The 12932-nt window shown below is 34.6% G+C and carries 14 protein-coding genes; 9 read left to right on the top strand and 5 right to left on the bottom strand.

The genetic code is table 11. The features are described 5' to 3' along the window. Positions 1 to 86 precede the first annotated feature (86 nt). The 5 genes from J3D55_RS13420 (at position 87) to J3D55_RS13400 (ending at position 3047) form a co-directional block, all read left to right on the top strand. Positions 87 to 1160 (top strand): SDR family oxidoreductase, encoded by a 1074-nt coding sequence (locus tag J3D55_RS13420; protein ID WP_259131830.1) that lies wholly within the window; start codon positions 87 to 89, stop codon positions 1158 to 1160. 90 nt (positions 1161 to 1250) lie between these two features. Further along, positions 1251 to 1841, top strand: a complete 591-nt coding sequence (locus J3D55_RS13415; protein WP_259131829.1) for a TetR/AcrR family transcriptional regulator — start codon at positions 1251 to 1253, stop codon at positions 1839 to 1841. A 29-nt stretch (positions 1842 to 1870) separates the two neighbouring features. Beyond that, positions 1871 to 2371: a hypothetical protein gene (locus tag J3D55_RS13410; protein ID WP_259131827.1), complete on the top strand. Its 501-nt coding sequence runs from the start codon at positions 1871 to 1873 to the stop codon at positions 2369 to 2371. 2 nt (positions 2372 to 2373) lie between these two features. Continuing rightward, positions 2374 to 2676 carry a DUF3817 domain-containing protein gene (locus J3D55_RS13405; protein ID WP_259131826.1) on the top strand — a complete coding sequence of 101 codons (303 nt, stop codon included), beginning with the start codon at positions 2374 to 2376 and terminating at the stop codon, positions 2674 to 2676. Next, positions 2673 to 3047 (top strand): rhodanese-like domain-containing protein, encoded by a 375-nt coding sequence (locus J3D55_RS13400; protein ID WP_259131824.1) that lies wholly within the window; start codon positions 2673 to 2675, stop codon positions 3045 to 3047. The genes J3D55_RS13405 and J3D55_RS13400 overlap by 4 nt, the downstream gene beginning before the upstream one ends. Positions 3048 to 3118: 71 nt before the next feature. Here J3D55_RS13400 and J3D55_RS13395 read toward each other — a convergent pair whose 3' ends face one another. Continuing rightward, the gene (locus J3D55_RS13395) at positions 3119 to 3943 is read right to left on the bottom strand and encodes a tyrosine-protein phosphatase (protein ID WP_259131822.1); all 825 of its coding nucleotides are present in this window, start codon (positions 3941 to 3943) and stop codon (positions 3119 to 3121) included. Between the two features lie 10 nt (positions 3944 to 3953). Then, complete coding sequence (locus J3D55_RS13390) at positions 3954 to 6866, bottom strand: TonB-dependent receptor (RefSeq protein WP_259131820.1); 2913 nt, start codon at positions 6864 to 6866, stop codon at positions 3954 to 3956. A gap of 258 nt (positions 6867 to 7124) precedes the next feature. On the opposite strand from J3D55_RS13390, the gene J3D55_RS13385 reads away from it, so the two are divergent. Both J3D55_RS13385 and J3D55_RS13380 read left to right on the top strand, forming a co-directional pair. After that, complete coding sequence (locus J3D55_RS13385) at positions 7125 to 8282, top strand: helix-turn-helix domain-containing protein (RefSeq protein WP_259131819.1); 1158 nt, start codon at positions 7125 to 7127, stop codon at positions 8280 to 8282. A gap of 119 nt (positions 8283 to 8401) precedes the next feature. Beyond that, positions 8402 to 8911: a pyridoxamine 5'-phosphate oxidase family protein gene (locus J3D55_RS13380; RefSeq protein ID WP_259131817.1), complete on the top strand. Its 510-nt coding sequence runs from the start codon at positions 8402 to 8404 to the stop codon at positions 8909 to 8911. 88 nt (positions 8912 to 8999) lie between these two features. On the opposite strand, the gene J3D55_RS13375 is transcribed toward J3D55_RS13380, so the two are convergent. Next, positions 9000 to 10130, bottom strand: coding sequence for an Atu1372/SO_1960 family protein (locus tag J3D55_RS13375; RefSeq protein WP_259131815.1), 1131 nt, complete (start codon positions 10128 to 10130; stop codon positions 9000 to 9002). 67 nt (positions 10131 to 10197) lie between these two features. On the opposite strand from J3D55_RS13375, the gene J3D55_RS13370 reads away from it, so the two are divergent. Further along, positions 10198 to 11007: a helix-turn-helix domain-containing protein gene (locus tag J3D55_RS13370; RefSeq protein ID WP_259131813.1), complete on the top strand. Its 810-nt coding sequence runs from the start codon at positions 10198 to 10200 to the stop codon at positions 11005 to 11007. Between the two features lie 20 nt (positions 11008 to 11027). Here the strand turns inward: J3D55_RS13370 and J3D55_RS13365 are convergent, their stop codons facing one another. Beyond that, complete coding sequence (locus J3D55_RS13365) at positions 11028 to 11966, bottom strand: sulfite exporter TauE/SafE family protein (protein WP_259135104.1); 939 nt, start codon at positions 11964 to 11966, stop codon at positions 11028 to 11030. Between J3D55_RS13365 and J3D55_RS13360 the strand changes: the two genes are divergently transcribed. Then, positions 11875 to 12069 carry a hypothetical protein gene (locus tag J3D55_RS13360; RefSeq protein WP_259131811.1) on the top strand — a complete coding sequence of 65 codons (195 nt, stop codon included), beginning with the start codon at positions 11875 to 11877 and terminating at the stop codon, positions 12067 to 12069. The two genes, J3D55_RS13365 and J3D55_RS13360, sit on opposite strands and share 92 nt — an antisense overlap. A 3-nt stretch (positions 12070 to 12072) precedes the next feature. On the opposite strand, the gene J3D55_RS13355 is transcribed toward J3D55_RS13360, so the two are convergent. Then, on the bottom strand, positions 12073 to 12858 hold the full coding sequence (locus tag J3D55_RS13355) for a phosphatase PAP2 family protein (RefSeq protein WP_259131810.1): 786 nt from the start codon (positions 12856 to 12858) through the stop codon (positions 12073 to 12075). Positions 12859 to 12932: the final 74 nt, after the last annotated feature.

Genomic DNA, 12932 nt, shown 5'->3' with positions numbered 1-12932 from the left:
TTGATCCAGATCAACAAAAACCCGTGATTTAGATCAAGTATTTTGCTGTATTATCGCCATAATTTTGTAAAATAATTTTTACATATATGGAAAACAAAAATATCGCATTGGTAGTCGGAGCTACCGGAATTACGGGAAGCAATCTTGCACAGGAGCTTATTTCACAAGGTTTTATAACGTACGGATTGTCTAGAACTCCCCATAATACGATTGAAAATTTAATCCCTGTTAAAGCTGATTTATTAGATATTCAGAATCTGGAAAAAGCTTTGGAAAACATCTCTCCTACTCATATTTATTTTACAACCTGGATGCGGAATGATACGGAAGACGAAAATATCCGTGTCAACAGTGCATTGGTAAGAAATCTTCTGGATGTTTTGTCTCCGAAAAAATCGATACAACATGTTGCGTTGGTAACAGGTCTGAAACATTATTTAGGTCCGTTTGAAGCCTATGCAAAAGAAGGTAAATTGCCCGAAACACCCGTAAGAGAAGAACATCCGAGACTTCCACTTCCCAATTTTTATTATGCTCAGGAAGATGAAGTTTATAAGGCGTCAGAAAGAGATGGTTTTACGTGGAGCGTTCACAGACCGCATACGGTGGTGGGTTATGCCATTGGAAATCTGATGAATATTGCTTCCACTTTAGCTGTTTACGCAAGTATTTGTAAAGAAACAGGGCGAAAATTTATTTGGCCGGGATCTTCCGAACAATGGAACGGAATTTCTGATGTGACCGATGCCCGAATGTTGGCAAAACAATTGGTTTGGGCTTCTACGACGGAATCTGCAAAAAATACAGCGTACAACATTACGAACGGAGATGTTTTCCGTTGGAAGTGGCTTTGGAAGAGATTGGCAGATTGGTTTGAAATTGAAGCTGTTGGCTTTGAAAATGAAATCAAACCGCTGGAAAAAGAAATGGAAAACGATCTGGAAATTTGGAAACAAATCGCTCAAAAATATAATTTAAAAGAAGAAAATTTAAACCGATTATCTTCCGCTTGGCATACGGATCTTGATCTGGGAAGACCGCTTGAAGTGATGTGCGATATGACCAATAGCCGAAATCTGGGCTTCAGTGAATATCAGAATACCGAAAGATCATTTATTGATGTTTTCGAAAAATTAAAGGCGGAAAAGATGATTCCTTAATATTTTAACCCATAAAGAGTTGTTTCAAAGCAGCTCTTTTTTTGTTACCTAAAATATCGTTCCTTTGTAAAACAGACCAATTGGTATTTTATGAAAAAATCGGAAGCAACACGCCAGAATATTCTTCAAAAAGCATTTGAACTCATCTATGTCAACGGGTATCAAACGACCAGTGTTGATGAGATTATTGCGACCACTCAGGTAACGAAAGGTGCATTCTATTATCATTTTAAAACCAAGGATGAAATGGGTTTGGCGATCATCAATGAACTCATGATTCCAAACTTCAAAAACACTTTCATTGAACCTTTCCAAAATATTGTAAATCCGTTTGATACGATATATAACTTAATGTATTATTTATTAATAGAAAATGAGACTTTAAAGGTTGAGTACGGTTGTCCTGCTTCCAATTTCACTCAGGAAATGGCTCCTTGGAATATTGATTTTACCAAGGCTTTAAATGAACTTACTTCACAATGGGAAAACACGATGATTGACGCCATTGAAAAAGGAAAAGAAAACGGTACAATCAAGGCTGATGTTAATGCAAAAGAAGTGGCTGTTTTTGTTCTTTCCGGTTATTGGGGAGTTCGAAATTTAGGAAAATTAGAAAACTCTAAAGGAGTTTATCTTGTTTATTTAAAAGGACTTAAGTCTTATTTTGATAGTTTGAAATAATTTTTTTCGTTAAAAACATACTAATTAGTATGTTTTTATTATACCTTTGTCGGGTTGATAAAAAATTGATGATGTATCAGACAATTACATTTTTGCATTCCACTTTTCGATGGTTGGTTTTATTGAGTTTATTGTACTCGATTTTCAGAGCTTACAAAGGATATTTTTTGGATAAAGAATTTTCAAAAACGGATAATTCTGTGAGACATTGGACAGCGACAATTGCGCATATTCAATTGGTTCTGGGAATTACTTTATACTCTCAAAGCCCGATTATCAAATACTTTTGGACTCATTTCAGTGAAGCAAAAGAATCATTTGATCTCTTATTTTTTGGATTGATTCATATTTTCCTAATGCTGTTTTCAATAATTTTAATAACCGTTGGTTCTTCAATTTCAAAAAGAAAATCGACTGAGAAAGAGAAGTTTAAAACAATACTGATTTATTTTACGATTGCTTTACTCGTTATTTTCATTGCCATTCCGTGGCCGTTCTCTCCTCTTGCTAACAGACCTTATTTCAGATAATTATGATAGATTTATTTAAAACTAAAATCGGGCGATTAAGAATTATTGCCATTCTTGAAGGTATTTCATTATTAACCTTAGTATTCATCGCAGTTCCCATGAAGTATGGCTTTGATAATCCTGCTTTTGTAAAGATGATGGGACCAATTCACGGCACATTATTTCTGCTCTTTTTATTTAATACATTGAGCGTTGGTGTCGAACAAAACTGGAAGTTCAAAGATACAACCTGGAAAGTGCTTTTAGCGTGTATCATTCCATTTGGAACATTTTATATTGATAAAAAAATATTAAGAAAGCTATGAAAAATGCCTTGATTTTTTGCGGAATTATTGTACTGATTTACGTCGTTTATCGTGTCTACAAATACCAAACTTTGGACGACGGATTAGATAAATTAATTAAAAACAGAGCCGTCATTCTCGACGTAAGAACCGAAAAAGAATACGAAACGGGACATATCGCCGGATCACAGAACATTTCGTTGGGAACAATCCGGGAAAGATATGTAGAACTTGATCCCAATAAAACGTATATCACGGTGTGTTCACATGGTTTAAGAAGTGTAAAAGTGGAGCATATTTTAAAGGAAAAAGGTTTTAAAAATGTTCATAACGGTGGAGCTTGGAGTGATTTGCAGAAAAGCTTTAACCTAAAAATATCAGAAAACAAATAAACCGTGCGAAAACTCAACACGGCTTATTTTTATAAAAATCTAACTAAGTTTTGATATGAATTGTCAATCGACTATTTCAAATATTTTTGTTTTAAAACGGCAATTTCTCTCGGTCCGATTCCCATTTCAATCTGGAAAAAGCTTTCTACACTTCCGTACTTTTTATTGATGGCTGCAAAGAAATTTCTGATCAGTTCAGGTCTTAATTCCATTTGTTGTTTGATTTCTGCTTCACTCATTCCTGTCATTTTTGTTAGCCCGGAATACATTCCCTGCATTGTCGGATTTTTTGCTAAATAAAAGTTGGAAGCCACATAATCACTTTCGATTACATCTTGCGGAACACCCAGTATTTTTAAGAATAAAGCAGATGCCATTCCCGTTCTGTCACGTCCTCCCGTACAATGAAAAAGTAAGGCTTCATCGGGTTTCAACGTCAATAACTGAACAAATAATGATCTATATCTTTCTCCGAAATACGGTAATCCGCCTTCGCCGTACATATCGAATAAAAAGTTTTTGTCTTTTAAAAATTTAGCCATATCCTGAGCGGTCGGAAGGTTGTTGCTTCCAGCCGGACAAAGAATATAACTTGTATTTTCCGGAAGTCTGTCTTGTGCTTTTTTAGCTTCTTCAACCCCTCTGAAATCTACCACCGCTACGATTTTTTTGTCCTTAAAAGTTTGTAAATCTTTATCAGACAACTTATTAATCGCATCACTTCTGTACACTTTTCCCAGTACAACTTCTTTTCCATCAGTCGTTTTGTACCCTCCGGTATCTCTAAAATTATATGCTCCTTCCATTTTTACCACTCTTCGAAGACTGTCTTTAATTTGTGCATGTGTTGTCGCTCCGAAAGCAACGATTGCTAATGTTAATACTATTTTTTTCATAGATAAAATTTTAGAATATTTGCCAACGAACTCCCAGTTGTCCTCTGCTTCCGTACCATTCGTTTGATGTTACCCTTTTTTTATTGTCGCCCATATAAAGCCTTAAATTTTCGTTGCTTAAATTATTTAATTCAACAAATAATTTCACTTTTTTACTGATATCATAACTTGCCGAAAAGTCGATCGTAAAGTTTTTATCAGACCAGATATAATAATTCGGACCTAGATTTTGATTGATGGTTTCCACAGATTTTCCTCTGTAATTTCCTGCAAGACGGATCATTACCTTCTTGCTTTCATAATAAAGAATCGCGTTGAAAAGGTTTTTAGACTGATTCGGAAGCGTGGTTTTATCAAAATACTGAACTCCGTTTGTGGTTCTCGGAACTTCAACGCTCGAATCGATGAATGTATAATTAAATTCTACTCCGAAACCGCTCCAGAAACCCGGTAAAAAATCAAGGCGTTTGTTGATTCCTATTTCCATTCCCAACAAATTAGAATCCTGAAGGTTTTTCGCCTGAGTCACCATATAATCAGTCCCGTTAAGATTCATAATAGAGGTGTCTGAAAATACAATGTCTGAGATTTTTTTGTAAAAGACACCTCCTGAAAGAATACCGATATTGTTAAAGTAATATTCGCCCATCAAATCAAAATTATGACTGAAAGTAGGCTGCAGATCCGGATTTCCTCTTGTGATTTTGTTCGGACTTGAAGTATTGTCAATGCTCGATCCGGGAGACATATCTCCGAAATTAGGTCTGATAAATGATCTTGTATAAGCAAATCTTACACTTGCTTTTGGTGAAAAATTATAACGCAAATGAAGCATCGGAAGAAAAGCATTATAGTTGCTTTCTACAATAGATTCGCTGATTACTGTTGCTGCGGGAGTTCCTTGTTTTGTTGCTTTTGCTCCGTTTAAGGTTAATCTTGTTGTCTCGTTTCTGAAACCTCCGACAATTTTGAATTTATCACTGGCTTTAATTTCAGCCATTGCATACGCTGCAAAAACATTTTCTTCGCCTGTATAAACGCTTGTTGCATTGGTTTCTGCATTTGAAAAATCTTTAAACCCGTTTTGCTGCAAAAATTCAGGAGAATACATCTGGAAAAGCTGATCTTTTGTAGGCGGATTCATGATGTATTGACTGTAATCTCCATTCATTCCGTTAAGAAAAGCGGTTCCTTTCGGAGCTTCAGTTGTTGTTAATTGAGACAGCGTCAACAAAGCCGGAGAATTCGGAATTCCTAAAGATGCATTCGGAAGGAAAACTGCATTATATCCATACGTGCTGTTTCTATCTTTTTCGCGGTATTTTGCACCCACTTTTAATGTAATGTTAGAATTAATATCATATTTTACATTAAGTCTTGCAATTTTATCTCTTTCATCATTGTCTAATTTTGCAATAACCAATTGAGAAAGCAATAATTTATTAGCACTCATTACCTCATTTGGATTGGCTGCATCAGAGCTGTAATCATGATACTCACCTCCTATTCCGTTTGGTGAATCAAATCCCCAATATCTTTTTCCATCACTTGAAAGATTGGCAAATCCGCCTGTTATTTTCTGTCTGAAAGTAGCAATCGGAAGCCCTTTAATATCATTCGTCGGCGGAGTATCAAGGAAATATTTTGCCTGATAATCGCTCACCATCCAGTCGATATTTAATTTTGAAGAAAGGCTGTGTTCACCGCCCAATTCCATTCCGTATAATTCAGTTTGATAGTGAGAATATCTGAAATTGTATTGATAACGGCTGTTTGCATAATCTACATACGATTCGTAAACCGGACGGATATCATCAAATTTATTGAACATTCCACGGAAATAAACCTTATTGTTTGCATTAAATTTATATTCCAAACCTCCATTCAGACCAATCGTTCTTCTTGTTCCCATGTATCGTTTCATCATGACCGTACTAATGGAGTTTTTTTCTACATCATTGGCAGCACCTGTATTATAGGTTACATCAAATGAATCTGCGCCCCATTGTCTGTCCCAAATCGCACCGGAAAGAATAACGCCCAGTTTATTTTTGAAAAAACGGTCTCCATAAACAATTGAGCCATTATACGTTGCGTTTTGAGAAAAAGTATTGTAACCTCCTGCTCCACTTACACTCAACGTTTTCTTTGCTGGAGCGGTTCTTGTAATAAAATTAATACTTCCACCAATCGCATCACCGTCCATATCTGGAGTCACCGCTTTTGAAACCTGCACAAACTGAATCAATTCTGAAGGAATAACATCCAGAACGAAAGACCTGTTTCCTAAAACATTCGCACTCGGAAGACGATTTCCATTGAATAAGGCGGAAGTCCACGCAAAAGGAGTTCCACGAACGGTCGCCTGATCTGCTTCACCGTGATACCTCGCAACAGCAACTCCCTGAACTCTTTGCACTGCTTCTGCCGCGTTTCTATCCGGAAGTTTTCCAATTGCATCGGCTGCGATAACTTCCATAATGGCATTGTTGTTTTTCTTGATTTCATAAGCTTTTGCCTGAGTTAAAGCATTCGGTCTTGAAATAACAACACCCTCAATATCAGTTGTTTTATCCTTGCTCTTTTTTTCTTCGGGAGCAATCGTAATATAACCGATATCATTTGTTCCTTCTTTTATGGTAATCGGAAAAATTTTCGTTTCATAGCCGATATATTCTACTTTAATATTGATTTCTCCCAGTTTTGGCGAAAGAATATTAAAATCTCCGTCTAATGACGAAACAGCTTTCGCATCAACATCTACAATCGAAATATTCGCTCCCGGAAGTGCCCCGTTTGTTTTACCCACAACAGTTCCTTTGATGGTCTGCGCATGAATGGTTCCAAAAGAAGCCAAGAGGAAAAAAGCAGATACCTGCATGATCCTCGACTTGTGTTTTGAAAAACCAATAGAATTATTCATAGGAATTTTTTTGTTGCAAAATTGGGCGAATCAAAACGCCTTTTCGTCCACAGGAAAAAACCATATTATAAAACGTACCACTCGTTGGATTGAGACTTTTAATAAATTGATTTATAGATATTTAAATAGATTTAACTATTTGTTATTTATTTATGAACCTAATATTAATTCGCCTAGAAAATTTTTAATAGATAAATAATAGTATTGACAATGATAAATTGATGATTTAGTATTTATTTTGTGAAAACCTAAGGAAGAATGCAATATATAGTTATCATTGGGGCTTTTCAGGCACTTGTGGCGCTTTGGCTTTTACAGTTCAGAGAGAGAAAATCACCGTCAAATTATCTGTTTATTTTTCTGCTTTCTGCGATTGCGGTTCACCTCATTATCAAATTTGTTATTTTCAATTTTATTCCTGACGAAAGTATCAGACAGCAAATGAATACGTTTATCGGTGTCTGTTACGGACCTTTGATCTATTTATACACGCTGAGCAAGACCAAAAAAGATTTTTCTCTGGCGAAAAAATGGTACACTTTTATACCGCTTTTTATTTTGATGATTGCTTATTTAACGGTTGCCTGTGTATTTTTTGTATTGAATCGGGTTGATCAAAAACTGCTTGATCTGTATAATGATTTCAGCTTAACCGTACTTTTTACTATCAATTTATATTATCCGTTAAGAAGTGTTTTAATAATCAATAAAAATGGATTTAAAAATTCTCAAAGAATTGAATATGATGTGATAAAAAGAATTTCTTACTGCATTCTTTTTATGGAATTGCTTGTTATTATTTCAAAAATATTACTTCATACTTCTCCCGAATATTTCCATCTGATTAATATTTCGGTGAGAACGGTTGCGTACTTTTTGTTGTTGGTTATCTGTCTTTTAATTGTAAGAAAAAGCCTTAAAACAGAGATTGCAGCTCTTCCGGAACTTCCTGATAGCCATTTTAAAATTGCAGTTGAAAACATTCCTTTAGAAAAAGAAAATTTTCCACTAAATACGCTTGATTACGAAATAAAATTCAATGAATTGTGGCAGAAAATGGATGATTCTGTAAAGCAAAAACAGCTATTCAGAGATTGTGAATTAAATCTTGATCAGCTGGCTTTAAAAACAGAGATCAATAAATACCAGATCAGCGAAATGCTAAACGGTTACAAACACAAGCCTTTCTACCGCTACATCAACGAATACCGCATCGAATATTTCAAAAATATGGTCGAAAAAGCCATTCAGAAAAATGAAAATATTAATTTTTTGTCTTTTGCTTATGAATCGGGTTTTAAATCAAAATCATCATTTAACCGTTATTTTAAGGAAATAATTGGCAAAACTCCTTCGGAATATTATAAAAGTCTACTTCATGCGAGCAAGCAACAGAGTTTTGAAATCAGCGCTTGAAAATTTTAATTAAAAATTTATTTTCATAGTAATATTTTAATTGTGGTCAGGTTTTTGAATGGTAAAATGTAATTAAATTTCTATTTTAATTCAAAACCAATCACTTAAAATATAATATTATGTCAACAGAAAATCTTACGCATTTAGAAGCGATTAAAAAAATCAAAGAACTGTCGGAAAGCGCAAAAATCTGTATGTTTTGTACGGAATTGGGAACTCTTCCGATCAATTCCAGACCAATGTCTCTGCAGGAAACCGATAACGAAGGGAATCTTTGGTTTATCAGCAGTGATACAAGCAACAAAAATTTCGAAATAAAAGATGATCGAAAAGTACAGTTGTTTTTTATGAATAATTCTGATTATCAATATCTTTCTGTATTCGGTGAAGCCTCCATTTACAAAGATAAAACAACGATCGAAGACAAATGGTCACCGATGGCAAAAGCTTGGTTTGAAGACGGAAAAGATGATCCCCATGTTTCTATCATCCGTGTAGAACCGTCGGAAACGTATTATTGGGATACAAAAGCAGGAAAACTGGTGAGTTTATTTACCTTTGTTGCTTCTGCAGTTACGGGTAAAACCACCAATAATGCTGATGGTGTAGAAGGAAATGCAACGATTTAATTTATTAAAATTACTTATCAAAGATAACAAAAAGCAGTGAAAATTTTTCACTGCTTTTTCAATTACAAAATTAAAATATATAAAAAAACTACTCTATTTCAAAAATAGCCTGAATTTCTACAGACGAATTCACGGGAATTGAAGAAGCTCCGTATGTAGCTCTCGCATGTTTTCCTTTCTCTCCAAAAACGTCTACCGCCAAATCCGAAGCCGTATTCATTAAGCCTGCATGATTGGTATAATCGTCTTTTGTGTTGAAAATCCCTGTCAGTTGAACACATTGTTTTACTTTGCTTAAATCTCCGCCAACCGCTTCATTTAATACAGATAAAACATTCAGCATGGTTACTTTTGTCGCTTCTTTTACCTGTTGTTCATTAACATCGATACCTAATTTTCCGGGATTGAAAATTTTTCCGTCTTTTAGGGCAACTTGGTTAATAAAAATCAGATTTCCGGAACGAACAAATGGTTTATAATTTCCTGCAGGTTTTGGAACTTGTGGCAGAATAATGTTCTTTTCTTTTAAAATTTGATTGAAATCCTCAGATTTTTCGCTAATTCTTATCTCTTTTTTATTTAGCGTTCCTTTTAATGCAAAAGCTATTTTTGCGAAATTTTTTCCTTGCAACTGAGCCAATTCACGCTCATCTTTTGTTGGTCTTTCAACATCTTTTAAGGAAGCCATTGTGGTTGTTCCTAAAACCGTATTTCCCTGTGGAATCGTTTTATTAATGCCTTCATAACCACGAATTCCGTTTGAAACTAGCACCATTCCGTGAACGGCAAGACTGTTCCAGAAAGACTGAAGAGCCAATTCTTTTCCTGCCCCACTTCCTGCAGACATAAAAACCGTTGCAGGTATTCCTTCCAAGGCGTGATTTGTCCAAAGATTGACTGTTTTAGAAAGAAATTCACTCATTCCTGTACTGATATTTCCGAAATAAACGGGCGAACCAAAAGCGATTCCGTCGTAAGTCGGAAGTTCATCCACCGTTGCCACCGGAATATTTTTAAGTTTTTGATTCTGAGGTTCTTTCACCTGTTTTATAACGGCTGTTGCATTGTTGTCAGTTTCGATTCCTTTTGCAATTTCTTTTGCCAATTCGTAAGTTCCTCCATTATCGGAATGGATAAGAACCAATACTTTAGCCTTATTTTGTGCCATAACATTGGTGATGCTTATTATTAAAATAAATAGTGGAAATAATTTTTTCATTTTGAGTTTATAAATTTTATAATGCAAAATTAATTATGTCGTTTTTATTAAATTTGCCAAAAATTATATGCAGAACGACAATATAAAATGTGGCTTAATTGAACAAACGAACAGCCAATTTGTGGATTCCATAGAAAAAGAAGCTTATGTTTGGTATGAAAAGGACTGGAAACATGATAATTACGAACATTCTCATAATCGTTCGCAATTAACTTTTGTGGAAGAAGGTTATCAGTATTTTCATATTGATCATAAAATTTATTTGGTTCCGCAAAATCATGTTATCTGGATTCCGTCCGGGAAATTACATCGAATAAGTTCAGAAGCAAAAACGGTAAATCTGATGGTTTTTCTTTTTAAATCTGTTTTTAATGACGATTTTTATCAGAATGTTCAGGTTTTTGCGGTTCCTGCTGTTTTGAAAGAAATGCTTTTGTATGCTTCAAAATGGTCTCAATCTTTAGCGGAAAATGAAGAACAGGATATATTTTTCAGAGCAATTTTAAAAAGCCTTCCTAATTTTTGCAAAGAAAGTAACTTTTTGGAAATTCCCGTGCCGAAAGATGAACGGCTGATTCCTGTTTGTGATTATATTAATTCAAATTTTAAATATAATCTTGATATTGATGTATTATCAGAAAAAGCGAAAATGTCTGTGAGAAATCTGCAAAGAATTTTTAAAAACGAAACAGGAATTACGCTTCAAAAATATCATCAGTTGGTAAGAATTTTAAAAAGCATCGAACTGATTGATACGAAACAATATACTTTAAGTCAAATAGCACATTCCATTGGCTATCAAAGCTTATCTGCTTTTACGTCTTCCTATTTTTCAGTGATGAAATCAAAGCCGAAGATTGATAAGAAGAGGTTTTAATGTATTGAAAATATAACAATTTATATTTCAAATTTTGTTAACGTTCCGTTTTTATAACAGTAAAATTCATAAGCTGGTTCATTATTAATCGTAAAGACTTTTTCCAAATGAATCTTGTCATACTGATTTTTTAAAGCTTCATATTTCTCTTTTAAATGATCCGGTAATTCACTTGGTTTTATGGGTCTTTCTACTTCAAAACCATCATCAAATGCAAATTCAATGATGAAATCGGTATTTCGCCACGAGATTTTTGAAACCGATTCACTATTTTCGTGGGTTGCCGAAAAAGAAATGTTATCCTGCTGAATAATTTTCTCGGAAGTTCCGATCAAAAGGACGATCCCCGAAATAACCATCGCGCTGTACCCTATCTTTTTAAATAAAAATTCACTCAAATATGGGAGAATATATTTTACCGTGTAAGAAGAAATAATTGTTGCAACAGCTATTGTTAAGCCCAACCATAAAGCGGTGTTTGAATATAATCCGATTGAAACGTAAATGATTAATTTTATGAAATGTAAAAAGATTTCGTTTGCGGCTCTTGTCGCTACAATTTCTTCTTTTTTTAATCCGAATCTTAAATAAAAACGATTGAATAATAATCCGATCGCTCCTGTAATTCCCGAAACAAAACCTGCGCAAAATCCGATAATTATTAATAAAAACTTTGGATATGGTTTATTATTTTCCGTTTCTTTCTTTTTAGATTTAAACAATTCCGGAAGATTGAGAATCAGGAAAAAAGCGACAATTAGCTGTAAATAAGTAGGATTTACATATTTAATTAACCATGCTCCCAACAAAACTGCGGGAATTGAAAACGGAACAAACCAAAAGAATATTTTCCATTTGATATGTTTTTTGAAAACGGCAATTCTTGAAACGGAACTCGTAAAAGTTCCGATGGTTAAAGAAAAAGGAACGACAGAGCTTGGAAGAATTAAATTTAAAATAGGGATTAATAGTAAGCTCGCTCCACCTCCACAAATTGCGCTGATCCAAAATGCTATAATGGTTTCCGATGAAAAGAAGAATGATGTTGAAAGTCATAAGTAAATTTTAAAAATTTTTAACAAAACCAATTCCCACATTTCCTTTTTGATAATAAGGCATTATCATCGATGAAGAATTTTCTCTTTTTCCGCCCAAAAGGTTATTAATTTTCGGATATAGCCAATACGCCAATTCTGTTGATAAAATCCCAAAGCCGGCTCCTCCTACCACATCTCCGAACCAATGCTTATTGTTCAGCATTCTGTAAACTCCCGTAAAAACAGCAAGAGAATATCCCGAAACCGCTAGCAAAAAATTAGAATCTTTGTATTCCCGAAACATGAACTGAGCAGATGCAAAAGCGATCGCCGTGTGACCGGAAGGAAAAGACAGCGTGTTTGATAAATCCGGTCTTTCCTCTTTCACAGCGTGTTTCAGAGGAACGGTGATCGCCGTTGTAATCAACAAAGAAGTTCCGTAAATGATACTTCTGTCTCTTAAATTATGTTTTCCTTCGACACCAAAAGCATTCAGGCCGTAAACCAAAACTGCGGGCGCAAATTGGGAATAACTGTCGAGTTTGATATGATCTGGTTTATGCTCGCTGATTTCGTATTGTGTAGATGTATTCAGCTTTTTGAGTCCGTCGATGCTCAAACTTGCAACTCCATAAGAGATCAAAACAGTCGGAACAATCAATTTTTTATACGTGAACTGATGTGTTTTGTCTTCTGAAATATTTTTTGAAATAACCGTTGAATCATTACTATTATCAACCTGTAAACTGTCTTGGGCGTAATTTTTTTGGAAGCTTAGAATAACCAATAATAAGCTTGGTAGTAAACCTTTCATGAGCTAATTTTGTATCTTTAAGATTAATTATTGATACAAATTTGCTACTCAATTTTGAAGAAATTTTGAAGAAA

The sequence above is a fragment of the Chryseobacterium ginsenosidimutans genome (genome assembly GCF_024807225.1).
GTDB lineage: Bacteria > Bacteroidota > Bacteroidia > Flavobacteriales > Weeksellaceae > Chryseobacterium > Chryseobacterium ginsenosidimutans.
This window is presented reverse-complemented; position numbering and strand designations above follow the sequence as displayed.